Genomic DNA, 23678 nt, shown 5'->3' with positions numbered 1-23678 from the left:
GACGCGGTGCGTTCTCAGGCGGTCGTCGGCTCGGTCCCCGGGGGCGGCGGCTCCGGCTCCGCCGGCAGGAACCGCCCGACCAGCACCTGGTAGAGCCCCGCGCCGAGCGGACCGCCCAAGAGCGGCCCCACGATCGGGACCCAGAAGTACAGATCCCCATATTGATCGCGGAACGCACCTCCGTACCCGGTCAGGAACGAGGCGAGCCGGGGCCCGAGGTCGCGCGCCGGATTGATCGCGTACCCCGCGTTGGTACCCCACGCCATGCCGATCGCCACCACGATGAGCCCGATGATGAGGGGCGCCATGCCCGCCAGGGGCGGGGAGTTGCGCAGATCGGTGACGGCCATGATCAGGAACAGCAGGATGGCGGTGCCGATGACCTGGTCGCGCAGCGCGCCCCAGGTGCCCACGGGCAGTTCGCCGTTGCCGGGAAGGGTGGAGAAGACGCCCTGGGTCTTGATGGTGTGCCCGGGGTCGGCCTGCGCGAGCACCTCGGTGTAGTTCCACCGGACGAGCAGCGCCGCCACGAAGGCCCCGGCGAGTTGGGCCAGCGCGTACGGCGCCACCTTGCGCCAGGAGAAACCCTTGAACAGGGCCAACGCGACGGTGACCGCCGGGTTCAGATGGGCGCCGCTGATCCGGGCGGCGACATAGACCCCCAGGGTGACGCCCAGGCCCCACGCCCACGCGATGCTGTCGTGGTCGCCGATCTCGGCGGCGGCGACCTGCGCCACGACGCCCGCGCCGAACAGGATCAGGATCATCGTCCCGGCGAACTCGGCGGCCAGTTCCGCGGCCGGGCTCGGGACACTCCGTCGCTCCGCCACGATTCCTCCTCGAATATGCCGCCGCAATCCGGACGTTAAGTCGCAGACGACCATGAGTCAAGGAAGATATGACCTCATGATCGACCCCATCGCACACTTTTCCCGCACCATTGCCGAAGCTCGTCCCGACATGATCGCCTTTGCGTAGGCCGCGCCGCCCATGGCGAAGAAGGGGCTTTACCGCACCATCGACCCGACCGACGCGGAGGAGCGCCACGAGATCGCCGCCGCCCCGGTGCTCCACCGGTGCGTCGGCGGGCCGGCCTGGTCAAGAGAACCGTGTCGTTGTTGTCGAATACCTGTCACTATCACGACCGCGGGCGCTCATCTCGAAGGTGTTGGCTGCACTGTCATGACGGCGCCCGGGTCTCGTGCCCCGACCCGTTCCCATCAGGATGCCGATGACACCCATCGGTCGAATGAGGGGACGGGTCCGGGGAGGGATCTAGGTTCGAAGGCGTGATGGCACCGATTCCCTGGGGGACCCGCATGTCGAAGATCCTTTTTGTGATGACCGGCTCCGACCACTGGACGCTGGCCGACGGCACCGAGCACCCCACCGGTTTCTGGGCCGAGGAGGTCGTCGTCCCGTACCGGGCGTTCAAGGGCGCGGGCCACGAGATCGTGGTCGCCACCCCCGGCGGCGTCGTGCCCACCGTCGACAAGGCGAGCCTGTCCGCCGACGCCAACGGCGGCCGGGTGAACGCCGACGACATGGCCGACACGCTGGCCGCGATGACCGAGCTCGAGCGGCCGGTGCGCCTCGCCGCCGTCGACCCGAACGACCACGCCGCCGTCTTCTACCCCGGCGGCCACGGCCCGATGGAGGACCTGGCGGTCAACGCCGACTCCGGCCGTCTCCTCACCCGCACCCTCACGGCGGGCCTCCCGCTCGGCGTGGTGTGCCACGCCCCCGCCGCCCTGCTCGCCGCGGTGGGCGACGACGGCGCGAACTCGTTCGCCGGCTACCGGCTGACCGCCTTCACCAACGAGGAGGAGACCCGGGCCGGCTTCGCCGACAAGGCCAAGTGGCTGCTGGAGGACCAGTTGGTCGAGGCCGGCGTCGACTTCCGGGCCGGCGAACCCTGGCAGCCCCACGTGGTCACCGACCGCAACCTCGTCACCGGCCAGAACCCCGCCTCGGCCGCTCCCCTGGCCATCGAACTCCTCGCCAAGCTGGGCTGACGAACGTCAGCGACCCTCGCACTCGGCGAGGCGGCGGGTCAGGTGGGCGCGTTCGCTCGCGTTGTCGGTGCCTGCGAGCGCTTGGCGGTAGTGCTCGCGGGCCTCGGCGCGGCGGCCCAGGCGGAGGAGGAGGTCGGCGCGGGCGGCGGGGAGCAGGTGGTGGCCGGCGAGGTCGTCGGTGAGTTCGTCGAGCAGGTCGAGGCCCGTTTGGGGGCCGGTGGCCATGGCGACGGCGATGGCGCGGTTGAGGCGTACGGTCGGCGTGGGCGCCAGGGCGACGAGCCGGTCGTACAGCCGCACGATGCGGGGCCAGTCGGTGTCGGCGGGGCGGGGGGACGTCGCGTGGCAGCCGGCGATGAGGGCCTGGAGTTGGTACGGGCCCACGCGTTCCTGGGCGACGGCGCGGTGGAGGACCGACAAGCCCGTGTCGATCATCGGGCGGTTCCACCGGGAGCGGTCCTGCTCCTCCAGGGGCACCAGGGCCCCCGTGGCGTCCACGCGGGCCGGGGAACGCGCGTACAACAGCAGGAGCAGGGCGTGCAGCCCGGCGGCCTCGGGATGGGCGGGCATCACCTCGTCGACGAGGGCGGCCAGGCGGACGGCGGCGTCGCACGGTTCGTGCCGGATGAGGTCGGGGCCGGCGGTGGCCGCGTACCCCTCGTTGAAGAGCAGGTAGATGACGCCGAGCACGGCGTCGGTGCGTTCGGCGAGCAGGTGCGCGGGCGGCACCCGGTAGGGGATGCCGGCGACGGCGATCTTGTGTTTGACGCGGACGAGTCGCTTGGCCATCGTCGGCTCGCTCACCAGGAAGGCGCGGGCGATCTCCGCCGTGGTCAGGCCGCACAGGGTCCGCAGGGCCAGCGCGACCTGGGACTCGAAGGCGAGGGCGGGATGACAGCACGTGAAGATCAGCCGTAGTCGGTCGTCGGCGATGCCGCTGGCCAGCGTGTCGAGGTCGATCTCGTCGTCGGGCTGCGGGAGGGCGAGGAGGGCCCGCAGCCGGGTGCCGGTGGCCTCGCGACGGATCCGGTCGACGGCGCGGTTCCGGGCGGCGGTGGTGAGCCAGGCCCGCGGCGAGTCGGGCACACCGTCCCGTCGCCAGGCGGACAGCGCGAGGGTGTACGCCTCCTGGACGCACTCCTCGGCGAGGTCCCAGTCGCCGGTCACGCGGATCATCGTGGCGACGAGCCGGCCTCGGTCCCGCCGGAACGCGTCGGCCACCGCCCGTTCCACCCGGTCATCGGGGCTCAACCGACGACCGGCCTGATCTCGACCCGTCCGATCGCCGCCGCGGGGTGACCGGCGGCGATCTCGATCGCCTCGTCCAGGTCGCGGCACTCGACGAGGGCGAAGCCGCCGATCTGCTCCCTGCCCTCGATGAACGGCCCGTCGGTGACCACGACCGCGTCGCCGCGCACCCGGACCGTCCTCGCGGAGGGGCTGGGACGCAGGCCCTCGTGCGCCCGCAGCACCCCGCGCCGTTCCAGGTCGTCCAGCCACGCGGAGAAGCCGGCGAACCGCCCCTCGGCCATCGCCTGCTCGGCCTGCTCCTCGTCCGCGCCGATCAACAGCAGGTAGCGCATCCGTGCCCTCCTTCGAGATTTCTTCGGGCCGACCGTCCTGTGGGCGCGGGCCCGTTCGTCCCTTGGGAAACAACCCTACGAACGGAGAGCCCCATGGACACCGTGACCTCCCGCGACGGCACGTCGATCGCCTTCCTCCCCACGGGAACGGGCGCCGGCGCGCCGGTCGTCTTCGTCGCCGGCGTGTTCAACGACCACACCACCTGCGCGCCCGTCGCCGCGCTGATCGAGGACGCGCATCCCGTGATCACGTACGACCGCCGGGGACGCGGGGCGAGCGGCGACACCGCCCCGTACGCCGTCGAACGCGAGGTCGAGGATCTCGCCGCGCTGATCGAGAAGGCCGGCGCCCCCGCCGCCGTCTTCGGCTACTCGTCCGGTGCGGTGCTGGCGCTGAAGGCCGCCGCCGACGGCGCGGCGATCTCGCACCTCGCCCTGTACGAGCCGCCGTTCGCGTTCACGGACACCGACCGGGCGCGTCCCGCCGACCGGCCGGGGCGGCTCGCGGACCTGGTCGCGCAGGGCCGTCCCGGCGACGCCGTCGCGCTCTTCCAGACCGAGCACCTCGGGATGCCCGCGGAGATGGTCGCGCGGGCCCGGCGGTCGCCGATGTGGCCGGCGCTGGAGGCGATGGCGCAGAGCATGGTGTACGACGCGACCATCACCACCGCCCTCGCCGTGCCCACGGTGGAGATGACGGCGGTGAGCACGCCGACGCTGATCCTCAGCGGTGCCGAGACGTTCCCCTTCCTGCGGGACGCGGCGGTGGCCCTCGCGAACGCCATGCCCTCCTCGGCCCGGCACGTGGAACTGCCCGGCGGCCGTTTCCATCACCTCGCGGCGGAGCCGGCGGCCGAGGCGCTGCGTTTGACCTTGTCGCAGCGTCAACGTTTCTAATGGGGGCATGCGCATCGGCGAGCTGGCCGCGCTGGTCGGGGTCTCCACCCGTACCGTGCGCCACTATCACCACCTGGGCCTTCTCCCCGAGCCCGAACGGCTGGCGAACGGGTACCGGGAGTACCGGCTGCGGGACGCGGTGGCGCTGGCCCGGGTGCGCCGGCTGGCCGAGCTGGGCCTGTCGCTGGACGAGATCCGCGACGTCCTCGCCGATGACCGGGGCCGGGAGCTGCGGGAGGTGCTGCTGGAGCTGGACACGGACCTGGCCCGGCAGCAACGGGCGATCGAGGTCCGGCGGGAACGGCTGGCGGCGCTGCTGACGGAGGCGGAGCTGCACCCCGACTCGACGGTCTCACCGGACATGGCGGAACTGCTGCGGGCCCTCCCCCGAGCACCTCCAGGCTCGCCCGGCTCGACCGCGAGCTGCTGGCCGTGATCGACACGGGCGCGAAGCCGGAGGACGTGGCCGCGTTCACCGAGATGTTCCGCCCGCTGACCGAGCCGGAGGCGGCGGCCCGGGGCCATGCCCTCAGCGAGCGCCTGGACGAGATCGCCGACGTCTCCCCCAGAGACCCCCGCGTCACGGAACTCGCCGGCGACCTCGCCGCCTTCCTGCCCGACGAGATGGCCGCCGTCATGATCACGAGCCTCCAGGACGGCGGGGGCTGGCTGGATGCGATGTCCGACGAGTTGTCCCCCGCGCAGACCGAGGTCTTCCGGCGGATGGTCACGATGCTGAAGGAGCGAGGGTGACACTGAGGGTCGCGCGTGCCGCGCTGTTCGCCATGGTGCCCGCCGAGCTGCTGCTCGCGGTGCTGCTCGTGTCCGGCGTGCCATTGCCGCACCCGGTGATCGTGGCCGCCGAGGTGGCCGTCGCGGCGGTGCTGGTACTGGAGGCCGTCGCCGCGTACCGGCTGTTCCGCGAGGCCCGCCGCGCCGGCGCGGGTCGTCGCGCGTCGTGGCGAACGGCCTACGAACGGCTGGTCCCCGTGCAGGTGCGGCGGATCATGGGCTTCGACTGGAAGGGCCTGACGAGCCTGGCGCTGTGGGCGGCCCGCCGCCGCGACGGGGTGCCGCCGGGCGCCACGGCACACTCCTACTCCGGCGCGCAGACGTCCACGATGCTGATGTTCCTGTTCGCGATGGTCGTGGAGCTGGTGGGCCTGGAGATCATCCTCCGGGCGATCGACGCCCCGGCGGGCCTGCGCGCCGTGGTCTTCGTGATCGACGCGTACTCGATCCTCATCGTCCTGGCCATCGTCGCCGCCTGCATCACCCGCCCGCACGTCGTCACCGAGGACGAGATCCGCCTCCGGTACGGCGCGTTCTTCGACCTGCGGGTCCCCCGCCACCTCATCGCCGACGTCCGCCGCGTCCGCAACTACGACGAGAAGGGCATGGTCAGGGTCACCGACGACCACCTGGCCATTGCGGTGGCCTCCCAGACCAACGTCGTCATCGAGCTGACCGAGCCGGTGACCGCCACCCGCCCCCTAGGCCGCCGAGTGAAGGTCAGCACCATCCGCTTCTACACCGACGACCCCTCCGCCGCACTCACGGCTTTGCGTCGCACACGATCGCCCGTTCCGGAGTGACGGCGTCAGCGGTCGATGCGGTGGTCCTCGGTGTCGAGCCAGAGGAATTGGCCTGCGGAGGTCACGGTCAGGCCCCAGCGGTCGGCGGTGGGGCGGTCGAGGCCGTCCCACCAGCGACAGGCGTCCCGCACCTCCTGCCACAGGTTCCGTTCTCCGAACTGCCGGATGGGGAACCGCTCGGCGCCGGGCTCGTGTTCCAGGGCGGCCCATGAGCCCGACCACGGATCCAGCAACCAGACCGTGTAGGAGCCCTCGCCGCGTGGCTCGACGACCGGCTTGCAGCGTGGCACCTTCAGCCCGATCGCCAACGACGCGTCGTACTCCCCGAGAACGGCGTACGGGTGCAGGTCGGTGAACGATCGACGCGCCTCGTCCTCGCGATGCACGTCGCGGGCGAGCGAGGCGGGCCTGCCTCGCTGTTGGCGCAGCCGCATGAACGCCACGTTCCCCACGATCCGGCCTCGCATGGCGCCGTCCCGCGACACCTGGAACGACATCAGCGCGCCATTGTGGAAGTCGGTCGTCCAGGGCACCAGCACCCGCCCGCCCGGACGGGTCTGCTCCGCCCACGTGTACGGAACCCGGTCGGCGGCGACGGTGGCGATCACCCGATCGAACGGAGCGCCCGACGGATGTCCGAGCGCCCCGTCACCGGTCGCCACGGTGACCCCGTAGCCCGCCTCCCGGAGCGCGCGCCGGGCACGGGCGGCCACCTGCGGGTCCACCTCCACCGAGGTGACCCGCTCGGAGCCGAGCCGCTCGGCCAGCAACGCCGCGTTCCACCCGGTGCCGGTGCCGATCTCGAGCACCGACATGCCGGGCTCGACCTCCAGCGCCGCCAGCATCAGCGCCACGACGTCGGGACGACTCGCCGAACTGGTGATCTCACGGCCGACCCGCCCCGGCTCGGCCGGGACACCGTCGTCCACCTGCGTGACGACGAAGTCGTTGACGTAGCAGCGTTCCAACCACGCGCCCTCGTCCTCGGCCCGGTCCACCGGCACCAGCCGGTCATCGTCCTCGACCCACACGGTGTCGGGGATGAACCGATGCCGGGGCACGGCCTCGAACGCCGCCCGCCACACCGGGACCAGGTCGCCCGACGCGGTCAGGTCCGCCACCAGGCGGGCCGACAATGTCGTCGGGTCGGTCACTTACTTGCCGCCCTTCTCATGCTTGCCGCCGTCCTTGGGGTTGTCCTTCTCCGGCGGAGGGACCGGCTTGTCCCACTTGCCGTCGCCCGTCTTCTTCTCCTCGTGCTTGCCCAACTCGCACTCCCTTTCCGTAATCCACATGGCCGACCGACCTACGTCGCGGCCGGTCAATTCCTCGGCCGAGCCAGTCGCGGTCCGTCGAACGATCCCCTCCGAACGTCCCGCCGGTCTCGGTGTTCGGTGCGGCGAGTGCCCTCCGATGGCGAGCCTTCGCGATGTCTGCCCACCGACCGAGCCTGACGGCCGGACTTGAGACGGCGATACCGGGTTCGGGCCGAACGGCCCAACGCCATGCCGACGCTCAGGGCGACCGCCCCGGTCAGCAGGCCGGAGCCCCAGAGGATCACCGCTTCGAGAACGAGCCCTTCGAGTGCCCATCCGTCCATGTCAGCCGCCCGAGCCGATCACTCGCTTGATCGCCTTCACCGTTCCGTCGATGTCGTCGGCGGGGGCGATCGTGTTTCCCCAGGACCACCAGAACCAGTGGTCGCCGTCGTCCTCGATACGGCAACCGACGTCCTCTGCGAGCTTGGCCGCGTCCGGGTTGAACACGCGCAGATATGTGAAGTCGGTGCCCTGCGGTCGCACGAGGCGCGCGGTGAACGTGGTCTGCTTCGTGATGGCCTCTTGTAGGGCCTCCAGGTGTTGGCGTGCCTTGTCGTCGTGCGCTCGGGGGCTGAGCGGTTGTTCTCCCTCGGGTGCGTCCTGGATTTCGACGGGTCGTCCGAGTTCCATGCCCTGACTCCTGATTCTGTCTCTTGTCTCGCAGTTCCACGGACAAGAAACCAGGTCCCGGGTTAGCTTCGCTACGTTCCCGCAAGCATGGCAACAACCCGAAAAGGTGATCATGATGGCCCGACCACTCGTCCCGGAGCGTTCCCTCTGGCATCTCATCGCCGTTGAGGTGCGACGCCAGAGGGAATTGCACCAATTGTCCGGAAGTCACCTCGCGAACCTCCTCGGGTGTGATCGTTCCACTGTTTCCCGGATCGAGAACGGCCTACGGCGGCTCTCCCCGGACAACGCGGCCCAACTCGACGAGTTGTGGCGTACGGGTGGGCTGTTCACCCGCCTGGTGCGCTTCGCCGCTGCGGCCGACGACGGCAACTGGTTCACCGGCCTCACCCAGTACGAGGAGCAGGCCACGCACCATCGCATGTGGGAGGCCCTGCTGATACCAGGGATCTTCCAGACCCCCGACTACGCGCGTGCCGCTCTGACCGTCGGAATGGTGGACGACGTCGAAGCAGCCTTCAACCTGCGGATGGCCCGACAGACGGCCGTCTTCGATAGGCCGAGGGTCGCGAACATCTCCGTCCTGCTGAACTGGGTGGCGCTCGCCCAGCCCGTAGGGGACGCCGAAACCATGCGGGGGCAACTCGCACGCCTGCTCGAACTGAGCGAGCTACCCAATGTCAGCGTGCGTATCGTGGAGAAGGAGGCAAACGTCCACCTCGGGCTCGACGGCTCGTTCACGCTGCTGACCGTCGATGATCACGACATCGCGTTCGCCGACGCCCCAGAGAGAGGCCGCCTGATGATCGACCCCCCGGACGTTCAGCGCTTCGCAGTAAGGTACGAGCGCATATCGAACATCGCCACACCAATCGGCCCCTCCCGGGCGCTGATCGAACGAGCCATGGAGACGTACCAATGACCGAATGGCGCAAGTCAACCCGCAGCAACACCAGCGGCGGCCAGTGCGTGGAAGTTGCCGACCTCGATGGCAACATCGGCGTCCGCGACTCCAAGAACCCCCACCACGGACACCTCGCCATCGACCGCGACGCGTTCCGGAGCCTGATCCAGCACGTCAAGACCGCGACGCCCAACGCCTGACGCAGCCGTGAGCCCCGGCCCGAACCGGGTCGGGGGTCGTCAGCCGGTCAGGGCGTCGGTGCCGTACAGCTCCCATTGCCACAGCACGTCGACGATGCGGTTCAGGCCCGTGGAGAGGTGGCGGCGGTAGGTGCTGAAGGGGAGGCCGAGGAGTTCCGCCGCGCGTTCCTGGGTGGGGGCGGGGCGCAGGTAGGTGCGGTCGACGGCGCGGTGGGGCTTGGCGCCTCGGGGGTCGGTGCGGAGGGTGTCGGCCGCCGCCTGGAGGAGGCCGGCGAGGGTGGCGGCGACCGTGCCGTTCCCGCGTTCGCGGACCACGCGGCAGCCGGCCAGCGGGTTGTGGGCGAGGGCGTCGGGGCGGTGGAGGTCGCGCAGGGCCTGGCGGACGGCGGTGGCGAAGTCGGGTCGGGACAGGGCGACCATCGGGGCGGGACGGGCGGGGGCCGGGCCGGAGGGGGCGAAGTGCAGCTCGTTCTCGGCCAGCAGGTCCAGCCACGCCTCCAGGCCGCCGCGCCGGTAGTCGCGGGCGAAGACCTGGTAACGCCGGCCGGCCACCTGGAAGTCGGCGGCGGCGCGGTGGAAGCCGCCGTACTCGAAGAAGTCGTCCAGCCCCTCGACGTTGCTGTACGCGCCGAGGATGTCCCAGGAGAGCCGGCGGGCCAGCAGGCGCTGCTGCATGAAGGCGGTCAGCACCACGTTGAACGAGACCGACGGCTCCTGGTAGGAGTCGCGGTCGACGACGAAGCGGCTGCCGGTGACCTCCTCGCCGGGCGCCGGCGGGCCGTGCCGGTGGGCGAACTCCCACATCGCGCGGGCGCCCGGGTCGACCTCCCTGTCCTCGGCGGTGACCCGGTCGAGGCGCAGCCGCACCCCGTAGCCGAGCGCCTCCCCCTCGGGGTCGCGAACGATCACGAACGCGTCGGGCTGCCGGTCCATCCAGTACGCGACCAGCCGGGCCGACTCCGCGCCCTCGTAGCGTTCGGTCATGGCGACGATCGCGTCCCGGTCGCCGTCCCGCAGGACGTCCGGGTGGTGGGCGCCGAGGCTCGTCCAGTCGAGGTAGCCCCGCATGGCCGGGTTGACGCGCTGCAGGAAGGTCAGCTCGGCGATGAGCCGCTGCTGGTCCCGGCCGCCGGCGGCCCGGACCCGTTCGAGCAGGTGCTTGCGGATCTGCCGGTGGATCCGCAGGTAGGCGTCGCGGTCGCGCCACCGCAGGTCGGTGTCGAACACCTCGCGGGCCAGGTCGTGCGGACGCAGCCCCTCGGGGTGCTCCTCGACGAACGACAGCCGCCGCATCCACTCGAACAGCTCGCCGGCGTCGTCGGGGCCGACGAAGCAGGCGCGCAGCAGTTCCTCGGTGGTGAGCAGGGCGTGGGCGCACACCTCCAGCGCGCGCCGGTGCCGTTCGGTGGGGACCTCCTCGAGGAACCGGTCGAGCAGCACGCGCACGGCGTCGGGCGCGTCCCCCAACTCGATGCCGGACAGGTCGGACGCGTCCTTGCGCTGGCCCAGCACGTCCGCCAGGAGCGCCAGGGCCAGCGGATGCCCGTGCGTGGCGGCCAGCGCCCGCCGGTGCAGCCGTTCGGGGATGCGTTCGGCCCGCAGGTAGGCGGCCCCGTCCTCGGGAGGCAGGTTCCGCAGCGGAACGACGTGCAGCAACTCGCGCCAGCCCTGGTCGGTGGTCCAGCCGGCGGGCGGCGGCTCCCGGCCCGCGACGACGACGAGGGTCCCGGCGGGGAGCTCGGGCAGGAAATGCCCGCGGATCCAGTCGTCGATCCCGGTCAGACGTTCGTAGGCGTCCAGCAGCAGGACGCGCCGGCCCGTGCCGGGGTCGGGTGTCCAGACGGGCGAGCCGGACAACGCCGCGGGCGACGGGTCGACCGTTCGGGCGTCCAGCCGGGCGGGGACGGCCCCGACCTCCTCCGCGACCTCGGCCAGCGCGTCGAGCAGGGCGGTCTTGCCGACGCCGCCGACCCCGTGGACGAACATCACGGCGAACGGCGGCTCCTGCGCCGTCAGGGCCGCGCGGAACGACTCCAGCTCGGCGGTGCGTCCGATGAAGCGTCGCCGACGCGCGGCCCGCAGGCGGTCGGCGATCGTCCGAGAGTCGCCCATGGGCTCACCCGGAGCCCTGGATAATCCTCATATGCCGCGATCTTACGGGGTGTGTCGCCCTCAGTGCCGCCAGCGAGTGCGCGCCACGACCTCCTCGGGGGTGGCGCCCTCGCATCGGGCGATCTCCCCGCGCCGCACGTCGACCACCGTCTCGGCCAGCGACGCGCCGAGGGCCTCGCGGAGCACCGGGTCGGCCTCGAAGGCGTCGATCGCCTCCGCCAGCGTGGAGGGCAGCCGGGTCACCCTGCGGACCGCCCGCTCGGTGTCGTCCAGGGCGGCCGGATCGGCGTTGACCGGGTCGGGCAGCCGGGCCTTGCGGGTCAGACCGTCGCGGCCCGCCGCCAGCAGCGCCGCCAGGGCCAGATAGGGGTTGGCCGCCGCGTCGAAGCACTTGACCTCGACGTTGGCCGCCTCCGACCGCAGCCCCGCGGGGCCCGTCACGAACCGCATGGCCGCCTCCCGGTTCTCCAGGCCCCAGCAGGCGAACGCGCCGGCCCAGTGCGCGGGGACCAGCCGCAGATAGCTCGCGACGGCGGGACAGCCCAGGGCCGACAGCGCGGGCAGCCGTGCCAGGACACCCGCCATGAACGACTCGCCCTCGGGACGCATCCCGTAGAAGCCGGGACCGTCCGCCATGAGGTTGGTCATGCCGCGCCACAGGCTCAGGTGAACGTGGCAGCCGTTGCCGACCCCGTCGACCTCCACCTTGGGAGAGAACGACGGCCGCATCCCGTGCCGCAACGTCACGGCGCGGATCGTCTCCCGCACCAGCACCGCGGTGTCGGCCGCGCCGATCGGGTCCTCGGCCATCACCGACACCTCGTACTGCCCGGCGGTGTACTCGGGATGCAACTGCTCCACCTCGACACCGGCCGCCGCCAGGGCGACCAGGACGTCACGCAGGTACTCGGGAAGCTCCGCGACGCGCGCCATGCCGTAGGCGGGTCCGCGCGCGGCGGGCGTGTACGCGTCGCCGGGCCCGTCCGACACGACCCACTCGACCTCGAACGCCGCCCGAACGCCGAGCCCCTCCTCGGCCAGCCGCTCGACCTCACGGCGCAGCAGCAGACGGGTGTCGTGCGGATGCGGCGCGCCCTCCTGGTCGTAGCGGTCGGCCGGTGCCCACGCCCAGCCCTCCGGGGCCCCCAGGACGATCAGCCGATCGAGGTCCGGATGCAGCCGCAGATCGCCCAGCGGCCCGCCGGCGTGCCGCCCGGTGAGAATGGTGTCGTCCGGCAGGAAGACGTCGAACACGGGCGAGAAGCCCACCCCCCACGCCGCCGCCCGCTCCAGCCGCCCCACCGGCACCGTCTTGACCCGGACGATCCCTCCGAGGTCCACCCAGGTCAGCGCCGCCGCCGTGACACCGCGCGCGGTCAACTCCCGCGCGGCCACCCGGGCCCGAACGGCCCGCTGAGCGCGCTCCTCCCCGTCCATGACGCTCCTCGCTCACGTGACTACGGTGAGCGACATGCTACGGGGGAGGAGAAGGTCGCGCATCCGGTCAAAACTAACCAACTGGTAAGTTCTGTCTCCACCTCACCGGTAAGGGAGAAGCAGCGTGCGATCGTTCTCAAGCGGATTCCTCTGGGGCGCGGCGGGCAGCGCCCACCAGACCGAGGGCAACAACGTCGCCAGCGACCTGTGGGCTTTGGAGAACCGGCCCGGCGGGCCGTTCCCCGAGCGCAGCGGGGACGCCTGCGATGGGTACCACCGCTGGCGGGAGGACCTCGACATCGTTCGGGGGCTCGGGCTCAACGCCTACCGCTTCAGCATCGAGTGGGCTCGTGTGGAGCCCGTCGAGGGCCACGTCTCGAACGCCGAGCTGGCGCACTACCGCCGGATCATCGAGGGCTGTTTCGACCGCGGCCTCACCCCGGTGGTGACGTTGCACCACTTCACCGCTCCATTGTGGTTCCAGCAGCGGGGCGGCTGGACGGACCCCGAGGCGGTCGGGCGGTTCCGCCGTTACGTGCGCGCGGTCCTGCCGATCCTGGACGGCGTCGAGTGGGTCTGCACCATCAACGAGCCCAACATGCTGTCGATGGCGGCGAACATGATGAAGGAGGGCGAGGAGCGCCGGGAGTTGGTCGCCGGCGCGCTCCCGCCGCCCGACCCGGCGGTGGCGGACGCCCTGGCCGCCGCGCACCGCGCCGCGCGCGAAGAGCTGGCCGCGGTCGACGGGGTGAAGTCCGGCTGGACGGTCGCCAATCAGAACTTCGAGGCCGCCGACGGTGCGGACGCCGAGCGCGACGCGTGGGCGTGGTCGCGCGAGGATCGGTTCCTGGACGAGGCGTCGTCCGACGACTTCATCGGCGTCCAGGCGTACACCCGGGTGCGGATCGGCCCGCACGGGGCGCTGCCGGTGCCCGAGGGCGCGCGACGCACGCTCACGCAGTGGGAGTTCTATCCAGAGGCCATCGGCGACGCCGTCCGCTACACGGCGGCGCGCATCCCGGGCGTTCCGATCCTGGTGACCGAGAACGGCGTCGCGACGGACGACGACGCCGAGCGCATCGAGTACACCACCGGCGCTCTGGCGGGTCTCCATGACGCGATCGCGGACGGGATCGACGTCCGGGGTTACCTGCACTGGTCGCTGCTGGACAACTACGAGTGGGGGTCCTGGCGGCCGACGTTCGGGCTCGTCGCGGTGGACCGCCGCACGTTCGCCAGGACGGTCAAGCCGAGCGCTCACCGGCTCGGAGAGGTCGCCGCCACGGGGACGCTGAACGGCTGACCGGGCGGGCCCGCTCGAATCGCGGCGAGCGGGCCGGTCGCCGGCCTCAGGGGGCCTCGGAGTCCCGCACGGCCGCGACGAGATCCCCGACCACCTCGGCGGACAGGCCGATGCCGAAGGTGCTGAACTTGGCCAGGGGAATGCCCCGCGCCAGGCCGAGGAGCGCGGGCGAACCACCGCCCAGGATGGCCGCTCCCCGCCCGTTCCCCAGCCGCTGCGCCAGGACCCGGCCGCCCACGGGATGGTCGAGCCACTCACCGAGGGTGGACATCCCGTCGAGGGCGGTGACATGCCCGTCGCCCGGCGTGGTCAGCTCGGCGCGCAGGCGGATGTCGCGGGAGGACGCGCCCACCTCGACCGTGAAACGGCCCGCGTCGATCTTCCAGGCCCCCCGCGCCACGGACCACTGGGCGATGTCGCGCCCGGTGACCGTGAAGCGGACCCGTGTATCGGCCCCCGGAGTCAGCTCCACCTTGGAGAACCCGCGCAGCCCGTGCCGAGGCCGGGTGGGCGTCTCCTCCTCGAACGCCACGTAGAGCTGGACGACCTCGTGCCCGGTGCGGTCGCCGACGTTGGTGACCGTCAGCTCGACCGCCCATTCGTTGGCGCCCGTCTCGGTGACCCCGAGATCGGAGTACTCGAACCGCGTGTACGACAGACCGTGACCGAACGGGTAGGCGACGTCGGTGCCGAGGGTGTCGTGGTAGCGATAGCCCACATAGCGTCCCTCACCGTAGGTGACGTGCCCGTCGGCTCCCGGGAAGTGCAGGAAGGACGAGACGTCGGCGAGGCGGTTCGGGATCGTCTCGGCGAGGCGTCCCGAGGGGCTGCACACGCCGAGCAGCAGGTCGGCGATCGCGGACCCGCCCGCCTGGCCGAGCAGCCAGCCCTCCAGGATCGCCGAAGCCGAGTCCTGCCAGTCGGCGACGGACACGACACCGCCGTTGGCGAGGACGACGACGACCCGCGGGCAGACCTCGGCGATCCGGCGCAGCAGGTCGATCTGGCCCTGTGGCAGGTCGATGGAGGTCCGGTCGAAACCCTCGGACTCGACCTCGTCGGGCAGGCCGAGGAAGACCAGGGCGACGTCGGCGCGCGCGGCGGAGCCGACCGCCTCCGCCTTCATCGCGTCGTCCGCGGCGCCGTCCAGCCCGTACCCGGCGGCGAAGGTCAGCTCGGTCTCGGGCCCGACACCGGCGTGCAGGGCGTCCCAGGCGGTGTCCAGCCGGGTGGGGACCACGTGGGAACTGCCGCTGCCCTGGTAGCGCGGGGTGCGGGCGAACTCTCCGACGACGGCGACGCGCTGCCGCGCCCGCGGGTCCAGGGGGAGCACGGTGTCGTCGTTCTTCAGCAGCACCGCCGAGCCTCGCCCCGCCTCGCGGGCGAGGTCGTGGTGGGCCTCGACGTCCCAGTCCTCGAACCGCTCGGCGGATTCGAGCCGCCGGGCCAGGTCGAGCAGCCGATCGGCCGCCCGGGTGACGACCCGCTCGTCCAGGCGGCCGGACCGGACGGCGTCGACGATCCGCCCATCGGTCCCGGTGGGCGGCATCTCCAGGTCGAGACCGGCCTCCAGGGCGGCCACCCGGTCGTTGACGGCGCCCCAGTCGGAGACCACCAGCCCGTCGAAGCCCCACTCGTCCCGCAGGACCTCGGTGAGCAGCCAGTGGTTCTGGGCGGCGTACACGCCGTTGATCTTGTTGTACGCGCACATGACCGTGTACGGCCGGGCCTCGCGCACGATGTGCTCGAAGGCGGGCAGGTAGATCTCGCGGAGCGTCTGCTCGTCCACGTCGGCGCTGATCCGCATGCGGTCGGTCTCCTGGTTGTTGACCGCGAAGTGCTTGACGCTCGCGCCGATCCCCAGGGACTGGATCCCGGTGACGAGTGCGGCGCCGAGGGCGCCCGTCAGGTGAGGGTCCTCGGCGAAGTACTCGAAGTTGCGCCCGCACAGCGGGGAGCGCTTGATGTTGACGCCCGGGCCGAGGACGACGTCGGCACCGAGAGCGGACGCCTCGCGGGCGAGGGCCGCGCCGACCCGGCGGAGCAGGTCCGCGTCCCAGGACGACCCGAGGGCGACGGCGGGCGGGAAGCAGGTGGCGGGAAGGCTGTGGCGCAGGCCGAGGGCGTCGCCGGAGCCCTCGTCCTGGCGTCGGATGCCGTGCGGCCCGTCGGCCAGGGTGAGGGCGCGGACCACGCCGGGCACCGTCGTCGTATGCCAGGTGTCGCCTCCGGACGTGAGCGACGCCTTCTCTTCGAGGGTGAGATCGGTCTGCGTCATGCGGTACCTCGGGGGTCGGGGGCTTGCGGGGTGTCCACGTGCAGCCCGAGTTGCCTCAGGAACGTGACGACGGAGGCGCGCATGTCGACCGCGTCCGGTTCCAGGAGCCATTGGGTCTGCAGCCCGTCCATCAGCGCCAGCAGTTGCTGGGCGACGGCGACGGGGTCGTGGTCGAGGGGCGGGTCGGCCTGGGCGGAGAGCGCGGACACGATCTCCGCGAGCCGCTCGCGCAGGACCCGGTAGCGGTCGACGAAGTACGCGTGCGCCGGGTGGTCGGGCGCGGTCGCCTCACCGGAGATCTTCACGTAGAGGGCGACCAGGCCGGGGGTCCCCATGTTGCGCGCCACGATGCCGATGAGGGCTTCGAGCAGCTCCTCCGGAGGGGCGTCGGCGTTCGTCCCGAACAGCAGCTTGGCGTCGATCCGGTCGCGCCGTCCGAGCACCTCGATCAGCAGGGACTCCTTGCCCGGGAAGTGGTGCAGCACGCCCGCGTGGGTCAGTTCGGCGTGGGCCGCGATGTCGCGCAGGGACACGGCCGCGAACCCCGAACGAGAGAACAGCTCGGCCGCCGAGTCGAGGATGCGGGCGCGGGTGCGCTCACCCTTGGACGGCCGGTGCGGTGTCTGTGCGGTCACGTGGGGTGCCTCTCTGCGATGTCGGGCCGTGCGATGCCGCGCAGAACGGTACGGCGTTCGCCCTCTCCGCGACCCTCGAGCAAAACCTACCATGTGGTTAGTTTTGTATGTATGCTCACCGCACCCGCCGATCCGCCCCCCAGACGGAGTGACCCATGAAGAAGACCGCAAGAGCGGCCGCCACCGTCGCGGCCTGCGTCACCGCCGCCACCGTGCTCGCCGGGTGCTCGGGCTCCGGCTCCGCCGGGAGCGGGAGCACGACCCTGTCCATCGCGACGCTGACCCTGCCGCAGAGCCTCGACCCGGCCGACGCCAACGGCAGCGCCCTCCCGTTCTTCCAGGCCGTGTACGACACGCTCCTCAAGCGCGAGCCCGACGGGACCTACGCCCCGATGCTCGCCACCGCGTGGAAGTACAACGACGACCGGACCGAACTGGCGCTCACCCTGCGCGGAGACGTGAAGTTCGACGACGGGACACCGTTCGACGCGGCGGCCGTCAAGGCCAACATGGAGCGGTTCGTCAAGAAGACCGGCGCCCAGGCCAAGACCCTCAAGGACGTGGAGTCCATCGAGGTCGTGGACGCCGCCCACGTGACCCTGAAGCTGGGCCGGCCCAACCCCGCGATGCTGTTCTACCTGAGCGACGCGGCCGGTCTCATGGCCAACCCGGCGGCGTTCGCCAAGAGCGGTGACCCGCTCAAGACCAGGCCGGACGGCACCGGACCCTACGAGCTGGACACCGGGAAGACCGCCATCGGCACCCGCTGGGCGTTCCGCCGCGCCACGTCCTACTGGGGCCGCGGGCTGCCCTACGAGAACGTGACGATCAACTACTTCGACAACGAGACGGCCCTGGTCAACGGCATCAAGACCGGGCAGGTCAACGCCGCCGTGCTCCAGGACGCCGACCAGCAGGCCGGCGTGGAGAACGCTCCCAAGGTCACCACCGTCAAGCAGGAGTTCGACTTCCAGGGACTCCTGCTGTTCGACCGGGGCGGCGTGGTCACGCCGGCGCTGCGCGACACCAGGGTCCGGCAGGCGATCAACCACGCCATCGACCGTCGGACCATGCTCGACAAGCTCCGCCAGGGGCGCGGGCAGATCACCAACCAGATCTTCGGCACCGACACGGCCGCCTACAAGAAGGAACTGGACGCCTACTACGCCCACGACCCCGCCAAGGCCCGTGAGCTGCTGAAGCAGGCCGGGTTCGGCGGCGGCTTCACGCTGCGGCTGCCGCGCATCACGGCCATCGTCCCGGACGCGCTGGCCTCCTCGCTGCAGACCGACCTCGGCAAGGTCGGCATCAAGGTCACCTGGCAGACCATCGACCCGGGGTCCATCCGGCAGGTCTTCGGGCAGCGGGCGTACTCCGCCATGGTCATGAACCTCGGCCAGTCCGCCACCGACTGGGTCACCGTCGGCGACTACGTCACCCCCGGCGTCTTCAACATGTTCGGCTACTCCGACGCCACGGTGAAGGAACTGCTTCCCAAGATCCAGCGGGCCCCGGTCGAGGAGGCCGGACCGCATCTGCAGGCCCTCAACGAGCACCTGGTCAAGGACGCCTGGTTCGTGCCGTTCTACCGGATGACCTACCTGCACGTCTCCGACGGCTCCGTGAAGATCACGCCGCAGTCCGGGATGGCCGTCCCCTCCCTCTACAACTACGCACCGGCCAAGTGACGACGGCGGCATGCTGAGCTTCATCGCGCGCAGGATCGCGGCCGGGGCGGTGCTGCTGTTCGTGATCTCGTTCCTGAGCCATCTGCTGCTGTCCGTCCCGGACCTGGACGTGGGCCGTCAGCTCCTCGGGTCCGGGGCGACGCAGGATCTCGTGGACGCCAAGAACGCCGAGCTGGGCCTGGACCGGAGCGTGCTCGTGCAGTACCTGGACTGGGTGGCGCACGCCGTCCGGGGCGACTTCGGCACCTCCTGGTTCACCGGGGAGAACGTGGTCCAGGCCATCGGCACCCGGCTGCCCGTGACGATCAGCCTCCTGGTGGGGGTCACCCTGGTCACCGCCGTGCTGTCGCTGCTGCTCGGGGTGTGGGCGGGCGTCCGACGCGGCGGGCCGGTGGACCGGCTCGTCCAGGTGCTGGCCGTCGCCGGCTACGCGCTGCCGGGCTTCCTGGTCACGCTGATCATCGTGGTGGTGTTCGCGGTACGGCTGGGCTGGTTCCCCGCCATCGGCTACACCGGGTTCACCGAGTCCCCGAGCGGCTGGCTGTCCACGGTGACGCTGCCGATCCTGTCGCTGTCGGTCGGCTCCGTGGCCGGGTTGACGCAGCAGGTCCGCGCCGCGGTCATCGACGTGCTGCGCCAGGACTACGTGCGGACGCTGCGGGCGCGCGGGCTGCCACCGTCGCGGATCGTGTTCCGGCACGTCGTCCGGAACGCGGCGGCGCCCGCGCTCACCGTCCTCGGCGTGCAGTTCGTCGGGCTGCTCGGCGGCGCGGTGCTGGTGGAGCAGATCTTCGGGCTGCCGGGCCTGGGCGGCATGACCGTCGCCTACACCACCCGGGGCGACATCCCGGTGATCATGGCGCTGGTCATGGTCACGGTGCTGGTGGTGGTCACGATCAACCTCGTGGTGGACGTCCTCATCGGCTGGCTCAACCCGAAGGCGAGGGTCGCATGAGCGACAGGCCGAAGAACCGCGGGCCGCTCCGCCGTCTGCTGCGGAACCCGCTCGGTCTGACCGCCGCCGTCCTGCTGGCGGCCATCGTGGTCGCGGTGGTGCTCGCACCCGTCCTGAGCCCACAGGACCCCGGCGCCGCCGACCTGCGCGACTCATTCGGCGGGCCGACGGCGCGCCATCCGCTGGGCTTCGACTCCGCCGGCCGGGACCTGCTGTCCCGGCTGCTGCACGGAGGCCGCAACACCCTCGGCGGGGCGCTGCTCGCCGTCCTGGTGGCGCTCGCCATCGGAGTGCCGTCGGGGCTGGTGGCCGGGTATCGCGGCGGCCGGTTCGACGCGGCGGCGAGTTGGACGGTCAACCTGGTCATGGCGCTCCCGGCCATGGTGGTGCTGCTGGCGTCCCGGGCCATCCTGGGCCCCACGGTGTGGGTGCTGATGGTCGTCCTCGGAGTGCTGGTCGCACCCGGCTTCTTCCGGCTGGTCCGCGGCATCGTCACCAACGTGCGCCACGAGTTGTACGTGGACGCCGCCAAGGTGTCGGGGTTGCGGGACTCCCGGATCGTGGCCCGGCACGTGCTCGTGATGGTGCGCGCCCCGATCATCATCCAGGCCGCCCTCATCACCGGTCTCGCCCTGGCCCTCCAAGCGGGCCTGGAGTTCCTCGGCATCGGCAGCGGCGAGACCCCCACCTGGGGCGCCATGCTGAACGAGGCGTTCAAGAACATCCAGCGCGAACCCTCCATGCTCGTGTGGCCGGGCCTGGCGCTGGGCCTCACCAACGCGTCCCTGGTCCTGCTCGCCGGGGCGCTGCGGGACGCGCTGGAGGACCGCGGGGCCGAGCCCGTCCGCCGCCGTTCCCGTCCTCCCGCGACCACCCCGTCGCGGGACGCGACGGGACGCGGCGGGCTGCTGTCCGTACGCGACCTCGTGGTCTCCTACGCCCTTGCGGACGGCACCGTGAAGCAGGTCGTGCAAGGCGTGGACCTCGACGTGCACGAAGGGGAGATCGTCGGTCTGGTCGGCGAGTCGGGCTCCGGCAAGACGCAGACGGCGTTCTCGATCCTCGGCATCCTTCCCGAGGGCGGCCACGTCGCCGGGGGCAGCGTCACGGTGGACGGACAGGAGATCGTCGGGCTGCCCGAACGCGACCACCGGGTGCTGCGCGGCGACGTGATCGCCTACGTCCCTCAAGAGCCGATGAGCAACCTCGACCCGGCCTTCACCATCGGCGGTCAGCTCATGGAGCCGATGCGGTACAAGCTTCGCATCTCCAAGGCCGAGGCCCGGCGCCGTGCCCTGGACCTGTTGCGCATGGTCGAGATCCCGGACCCGGAGCGCACCTTCGCCTCCTACCCGCACGAGATCTCCGGCGGCATGGCACAGCGGGTCCTCATCGCGGGCGCGATGTCCTGCGACCCGAAGCTCCTCATCGCCGACGAGCCGACCACGGCGCTCGACGTGACGGTCCAGGCGGAGGTGCTCGGGCTGCTGCGCAGGCTCCAGAGGGAACGGGGCCTGGGCGTCCTCCTGGTCACCCACGACCTGGGCGTCGTCGCCGACCTGTGCGACCGGGTGACCGTGATGAACGACGGCCGCATCGTCGAGACGGGCACGACCGAGCGGGTGCTGCACGCTCCCGAGGACCCGTACACCCAGAGGCTGCTGGGCGCGGTGCTGGACCGGGCACCGGCGCGCGAGCCCTGGCGACCTTCGAAAGGCGTGGACGCGTGAACGACCTGCTGACGGTCGAGGACCTTCGAGTGTCCTTCCCGGGAAGGGGCCGGCGGGCCCCGCGCACCGACGTGCTGAAAGGCGTGTCCCTGCGCATCCGCCCGGGCGAGACCCTGGGCCTGGTCGGCGGTTCGGGGTCGGGCAAGACCACCATCGGCCGGGCGATCCTCGGGTTGGTGCCCGTACGGTCGGGCGCGATCACGTTCATGGGCGAGCGCATCGAGGGGGCCTCCGCCCGGCGCCGCCGTGAGCTGAGCAGGGACCTCCAGGTCATCTTCCAGGACCCGTACACGTCGCTGAACCCGTCGCTGACCATCGGCGACACCCTGTCGGAGCCGCTGCTCGCCCAGGGCATCGGGAGAGCCGAGGCGCGCCGTCGGGTGGGCGGACTGCTGGACCGGGTGCGTCTGCCCGCCGACGCCGCCGACCGGCTGCCGCGCGAGTTCTCCGGGGGGCAGCGACAGCGTGTGGCCATCGCCCGCGCGCTGGCGGTCGGGCCGAAGCTCATCGTGTGCGACGAGCCGGTGTCGGCCCTGGACCTGACGACCCGGCAGACCGTCTTGGACCTGCTCCTGGAGATCCAGCGGCAGACGGGGGTCTCCTACCTGTTCGTCTCCCATGACCTCGCGGTGGTCCGGGTGATGAGCCACCGGGTGTCCGTCATCCATCGCGGCGAGATCGTGGAGACGGGTGAGGCGTCCACGGTGACCACGCGCCCGGAGCACGACTACACGCGTCGACTCGTCCTGGCGGCCCCGGTCGCCGACGTCGCGCGACAGCGGGCGCGCCGGGAGGCGTTCGAGCGGGCGAGCGCTCAGCCCTCCGGCGCGAACACCTCCACGGACCGGTAGTAGGCGCCCCAGCCGAGTCGGTCCCACCAGGAGGTGTGGCCGGCGACACGGTCGCGGTACCCGTCCCAGCCGGTGACCTTGGGCGTCCACGCCTTCTCCGCGATCCCCGGCAGCCGGGGCAGCAGCAGGAACGCGAGGTCGTCGAAGCCCTTGACGGTCTCGCACCAGATCGCCGCCTCGACGCCGGCGAGCCGCGCCGTCCCGGGGATCTCGACCAGCCCGCCCGGGTGCCAGTCGAACAGCTCACGGGCGGTGCGCGGCCGATAGGAGCCGAAGCCCACCTCCGTCCGCCGGGCGTTCTGGTCGGGCAGGAGCGACTCCTCGGCGTGCCGCCGGTCCAGGTACAGGAAGCTGCTGGGCGAGGCGAGCACGGGGACGTCGGCCGCGACGGCGGCGGGCATGTCCTCGGGAACCCGCGCGAAGGACTCCGCGACGACGTCGATCAGCGGCAGGTACTCGGCCGGGGCGGCCTTGCGGGCGGCCTCGGGGTCGAACTCGTCCCCGGCACCGACCCAGCACTGCACCAGGTCCGCGGGAGGCGCGGCGCCGGAACGGGTGACCTCCTGCCAGCCGGCAACCTTCTTTCCCGTGCCGCGCGCCATCTGCAGCGCGCGTGCGACGAACTCCGCGTACAGCTCGTGCGGCATCCCGAACGCCTCGTCGCCACCGATGTGCACCCAGGGCCCGGGCGTGAGACCGGCGACCTCGTGGAGGACGTCCCCGGCGAACCGGAGGGCGGCGTCGGCACGCGGGTCGAGGTAGGCCAAGAGGCCGTGCGCGGGCTTCTCGTCCCCTTGGAGCTCGGGGTAGGCGCGCACCGCCGCCAGCACGTGGCCGGGCATGTCGATCTCCGGGACGACGGTGACGAAGCGGGCCTGCGCGTACGCGACGATCTCCCGGTAGTCGTCGTGGGTGTAGAACGGCAGGTCCCCGGTCAGCCGTGGCCGACCGGTGATCTCCAGGCGCCATGCCTGGCTGTCGGTCAGGTGCAGGTGCAGGACGTTGAACTTGTACAGCGCGAGCAGGTCGATGACCTTCTTGACCTCCTCGACCGTGAAGAACCGGCGCACCACGTCGAGCGACAGACCCCGCCAGGCCCAGGCGGGCCCGTCGGCGATCCGCACACCGGGGACGACACCGTCCCGGACGAGCTGAGCGAACGTGGTCGCGCCCCGGAACAGCCCTTCCGCCGAGCACGCGGTGACGACGGCTCCCGTGTCCTCCACCACCAGCTCGTAGCGCTCCCGCGGGCCGAGCCCGACGGCCTGCGGGTCGATGCCCTGGACGGGTGTCGTTTCGGGGGCCACGTCGTCCGCATCGGCCAAGACGAGGGTGAGGTCGCCGGTTCCGCCGATCTGGAGCACCGGGTTCGTCCCGTGGAGCCGTGCGAGGAGGTCGACGACGACGTCGCCGACGGCTCGCAGGTCCTCCGAGGGCACCGCCAGGCGAGGCCGGGGCCCCGGCCACAGCGCCGATCCGGGTGTCGGGGTCATGCGCTGTGGAAGGGGAACGACGCTCACGGGACCTCCAAGGGACGTCCCAGTTT

At 71.7% G+C, this 23678-nt stretch carries 22 protein-coding genes; 12 read left to right on the top strand and 10 right to left on the bottom strand.

What is annotated here, in order from left to right:
- Positions 1 to 14: 14 nt before the first annotated feature.
- Positions 15 to 830 carry an MIP/aquaporin family protein gene (locus tag DFJ69_RS16325; RefSeq protein ID WP_281275858.1) on the bottom strand — a complete coding sequence of 272 codons (816 nt, stop codon included), beginning with the start codon at positions 828 to 830 and terminating at the stop codon, positions 15 to 17.
- Between the two features lie 489 nt (positions 831 to 1319).
- Here DFJ69_RS16325 and DFJ69_RS16320 point away from each other — a divergent pair, with 489 nt between their 5' ends.
- The gene (locus DFJ69_RS16320; protein ID WP_116023348.1) at positions 1320 to 2015 is read left to right on the top strand and encodes a type 1 glutamine amidotransferase domain-containing protein; all 696 of its coding nucleotides are present in this window, start codon (positions 1320 to 1322) and stop codon (positions 2013 to 2015) included.
- 6 nt (positions 2016 to 2021) lie between these two features.
- Here the strand turns inward: DFJ69_RS16320 and DFJ69_RS16315 are convergent, their stop codons facing one another.
- Both DFJ69_RS16315 and DFJ69_RS16310 read right to left on the bottom strand, forming a co-directional pair.
- Entirely contained in the window at positions 2022 to 3266 is a 1245-nt protein-coding gene (locus DFJ69_RS16315) for an RNA polymerase sigma factor (protein ID WP_116023346.1), read from the bottom strand.
- On the bottom strand, positions 3263 to 3598 hold the full coding sequence (locus DFJ69_RS16310; RefSeq protein WP_116023344.1) for a YciI family protein: 336 nt from the start codon (positions 3596 to 3598) through the stop codon (positions 3263 to 3265). The genes DFJ69_RS16315 and DFJ69_RS16310 overlap by 4 nt, the downstream gene beginning before the upstream one ends.
- Before the next feature lie 93 nt (positions 3599 to 3691).
- Between DFJ69_RS16310 and DFJ69_RS16305 the strand changes: the two genes are divergently transcribed.
- Genes DFJ69_RS16305 through DFJ69_RS16295 form a run of 4 tightly spaced genes read left to right on the top strand, consistent with a single transcriptional unit; the run spans position 3692 to position 6090 of the window.
- Positions 3692 to 4495 carry an alpha/beta fold hydrolase gene (locus tag DFJ69_RS16305; protein ID WP_116023342.1) on the top strand — a complete coding sequence of 268 codons (804 nt, stop codon included), beginning with the start codon at positions 3692 to 3694 and terminating at the stop codon, positions 4493 to 4495.
- A 7-nt stretch (positions 4496 to 4502) separates the two neighbouring features.
- The gene (locus DFJ69_RS35575; RefSeq protein ID WP_245974421.1) at positions 4503 to 4931 is read left to right on the top strand and encodes a MerR family transcriptional regulator; all 429 of its coding nucleotides are present in this window, start codon (positions 4503 to 4505) and stop codon (positions 4929 to 4931) included.
- Positions 4928 to 5248, top strand: a complete 321-nt coding sequence (locus DFJ69_RS35570) for a hypothetical protein (RefSeq protein WP_245974420.1) — start codon at positions 4928 to 4930, stop codon at positions 5246 to 5248. The genes DFJ69_RS35575 and DFJ69_RS35570 overlap by 4 nt, the downstream gene beginning before the upstream one ends.
- The gene (locus DFJ69_RS16295) at positions 5245 to 6090 is read left to right on the top strand and encodes a hypothetical protein (RefSeq protein ID WP_245974419.1); all 846 of its coding nucleotides are present in this window, start codon (positions 5245 to 5247) and stop codon (positions 6088 to 6090) included. Before DFJ69_RS35570 ends, DFJ69_RS16295 begins: the two co-directional genes overlap by 4 nt.
- Before the next feature lie 5 nt (positions 6091 to 6095).
- Here the strand turns inward: DFJ69_RS16295 and DFJ69_RS16290 are convergent, their stop codons facing one another.
- A complete protein-coding gene (locus tag DFJ69_RS16290) occupies positions 6096 to 7244 on the bottom strand; it encodes a methyltransferase domain-containing protein (protein WP_245974418.1) in 1149 nt (382 codons plus the stop codon).
- Between the two features lie 447 nt (positions 7245 to 7691).
- Positions 7692 to 8039, bottom strand: a complete 348-nt coding sequence (locus tag DFJ69_RS16285) for a hypothetical protein (RefSeq protein WP_116023340.1) — start codon at positions 8037 to 8039, stop codon at positions 7692 to 7694.
- A gap of 112 nt (positions 8040 to 8151) precedes the next feature.
- On the opposite strand from DFJ69_RS16285, the gene DFJ69_RS16280 reads away from it, so the two are divergent.
- The gene (locus DFJ69_RS16280) at positions 8152 to 8961 is read left to right on the top strand and encodes a helix-turn-helix domain-containing protein (protein WP_170177688.1); all 810 of its coding nucleotides are present in this window, start codon (positions 8152 to 8154) and stop codon (positions 8959 to 8961) included.
- Entirely contained in the window at positions 8958 to 9143 is a 186-nt protein-coding gene (locus DFJ69_RS16275; protein ID WP_116023336.1) for a DUF397 domain-containing protein, read from the top strand. Before DFJ69_RS16280 ends, DFJ69_RS16275 begins: the two co-directional genes overlap by 4 nt.
- 39 nt (positions 9144 to 9182) lie before the next feature.
- Here the strand turns inward: DFJ69_RS16275 and DFJ69_RS36180 are convergent, their stop codons facing one another.
- The gene (locus DFJ69_RS36180; RefSeq protein WP_116023335.1) at positions 9183 to 11255 is read right to left on the bottom strand and encodes an AAA family ATPase; all 2073 of its coding nucleotides are present in this window, start codon (positions 11253 to 11255) and stop codon (positions 9183 to 9185) included.
- Between the two features lie 60 nt (positions 11256 to 11315).
- A complete protein-coding gene (locus tag DFJ69_RS16265) occupies positions 11316 to 12692 on the bottom strand; it encodes a type I glutamate--ammonia ligase (RefSeq protein ID WP_116023334.1) in 1377 nt (458 codons plus the stop codon).
- Positions 12693 to 12816: 124 nt separating this feature from the next.
- Here DFJ69_RS16265 and DFJ69_RS16260 point away from each other — a divergent pair, with 124 nt between their 5' ends.
- On the top strand, positions 12817 to 13995 hold the full coding sequence (locus DFJ69_RS16260) for a glycoside hydrolase family 1 protein (RefSeq protein WP_116023333.1): 1179 nt from the start codon (positions 12817 to 12819) through the stop codon (positions 13993 to 13995).
- 46 nt (positions 13996 to 14041) lie between these two features.
- On the opposite strand, the gene DFJ69_RS16255 is transcribed toward DFJ69_RS16260, so the two are convergent.
- Together DFJ69_RS16255 and DFJ69_RS16250 are read right to left on the bottom strand one after the other, a co-directional pair.
- Positions 14042 to 16273, bottom strand: a complete 2232-nt coding sequence (locus DFJ69_RS16255; RefSeq protein ID WP_116023331.1) for a glycoside hydrolase family 3 C-terminal domain-containing protein — start codon at positions 16271 to 16273, stop codon at positions 14042 to 14044.
- Entirely contained in the window at positions 16270 to 16908 is a 639-nt protein-coding gene (locus DFJ69_RS16250) for a TetR/AcrR family transcriptional regulator (protein ID WP_245974417.1), read from the bottom strand. Before DFJ69_RS16250 ends, DFJ69_RS16255 begins: the two co-directional genes overlap by 4 nt.
- A 155-nt stretch (positions 16909 to 17063) precedes the next feature.
- Here DFJ69_RS16250 and DFJ69_RS16245 point away from each other — a divergent pair, with 155 nt between their 5' ends.
- From DFJ69_RS16245 to DFJ69_RS16230, 4 genes are read left to right on the top strand one after another with little or no spacing between them, the layout of a single operon-like run.
- A complete protein-coding gene (locus tag DFJ69_RS16245; protein ID WP_116023326.1) occupies positions 17064 to 18596 on the top strand; it encodes an ABC transporter substrate-binding protein in 1533 nt (510 codons plus the stop codon).
- A gap of 10 nt (positions 18597 to 18606) precedes the next feature.
- The gene (locus tag DFJ69_RS16240; RefSeq protein WP_116023324.1) at positions 18607 to 19551 is read left to right on the top strand and encodes an ABC transporter permease; all 945 of its coding nucleotides are present in this window, start codon (positions 18607 to 18609) and stop codon (positions 19549 to 19551) included.
- Complete coding sequence (locus DFJ69_RS16235) at positions 19548 to 21281, top strand: dipeptide/oligopeptide/nickel ABC transporter permease/ATP-binding protein (RefSeq protein WP_116023322.1); 1734 nt, start codon at positions 19548 to 19550, stop codon at positions 21279 to 21281. Before DFJ69_RS16240 ends, DFJ69_RS16235 begins: the two co-directional genes overlap by 4 nt.
- Complete coding sequence (locus tag DFJ69_RS16230; protein WP_211328636.1) at positions 21278 to 22132, top strand: ABC transporter ATP-binding protein; 855 nt, start codon at positions 21278 to 21280, stop codon at positions 22130 to 22132. Before DFJ69_RS16235 ends, DFJ69_RS16230 begins: the two co-directional genes overlap by 4 nt.
- On the opposite strand, the gene DFJ69_RS16225 is transcribed toward DFJ69_RS16230, so the two are convergent.
- Entirely contained in the window at positions 22096 to 23652 is a 1557-nt protein-coding gene (locus tag DFJ69_RS16225) for a family 20 glycosylhydrolase (RefSeq protein ID WP_147312336.1), read from the bottom strand. The two genes, DFJ69_RS16230 and DFJ69_RS16225, sit on opposite strands and share 37 nt — an antisense overlap.
- Between the last annotated feature and the right edge of the window lie 26 nt (positions 23653 to 23678).

Source organism: Thermomonospora umbrina, from assembly GCF_003386555.1.
Taxonomy (GTDB): Bacteria; Actinomycetota; Actinomycetes; order Streptosporangiales; family Streptosporangiaceae; genus Thermomonospora; species Thermomonospora umbrina.
Note: the sequence above shows the minus strand (reverse complement) of the source record. Positions and strands in the feature narration are given on the sequence as shown.

Excerpts from the sequence above, each read along its gene's own strand:
- DFJ69_RS16320 (WP_116023348.1), top strand. The coding sequence starts at position 1,320 with ATGTCGAAGATCCTTTTTGTGATGACCGGCTCCGACCACTGGACGCTG.
- DFJ69_RS16310 (WP_116023344.1), bottom strand. The coding sequence starts at position 3,598 with ATGCGCTACCTGCTGTTGATCGGCGCGGACGAGGAGCAGGCCGAGCAG.
- DFJ69_RS16305 (WP_116023342.1), top strand. The coding sequence starts at position 3,692 with ATGGACACCGTGACCTCCCGCGACGGCACGTCGATCGCCTTCCTCCCC.
- DFJ69_RS35575 (WP_245974421.1), top strand. The coding sequence starts at position 4,503 with ATGCGCATCGGCGAGCTGGCCGCGCTGGTCGGGGTCTCCACCCGTACC.
- DFJ69_RS16285 (WP_116023340.1), bottom strand. The coding sequence starts at position 8,039 with ATGGAACTCGGACGACCCGTCGAAATCCAGGACGCACCCGAGGGAGAA.
- DFJ69_RS16280 (WP_170177688.1), top strand. The coding sequence starts at position 8,152 with ATGATGGCCCGACCACTCGTCCCGGAGCGTTCCCTCTGGCATCTCATC.
- DFJ69_RS16275 (WP_116023336.1), top strand. The coding sequence starts at position 8,958 with ATGACCGAATGGCGCAAGTCAACCCGCAGCAACACCAGCGGCGGCCAG.
- DFJ69_RS36180 (WP_116023335.1), bottom strand. The coding sequence starts at position 11,255 with ATGGGCGACTCTCGGACGATCGCCGACCGCCTGCGGGCCGCGCGTCGG.
- DFJ69_RS16265 (WP_116023334.1), bottom strand. The coding sequence starts at position 12,692 with ATGGACGGGGAGGAGCGCGCTCAGCGGGCCGTTCGGGCCCGGGTGGCC.
- DFJ69_RS16255 (WP_116023331.1), bottom strand. The coding sequence starts at position 16,273 with ATGACGCAGACCGATCTCACCCTCGAAGAGAAGGCGTCGCTCACGTCC.
- DFJ69_RS16245 (WP_116023326.1), top strand. The coding sequence starts at position 17,064 with ATGAAGAAGACCGCAAGAGCGGCCGCCACCGTCGCGGCCTGCGTCACC.
- DFJ69_RS16240 (WP_116023324.1), top strand. The coding sequence starts at position 18,607 with ATGCTGAGCTTCATCGCGCGCAGGATCGCGGCCGGGGCGGTGCTGCTG.
- DFJ69_RS16235 (WP_116023322.1), top strand. The coding sequence starts at position 19,548 with ATGAGCGACAGGCCGAAGAACCGCGGGCCGCTCCGCCGTCTGCTGCGG.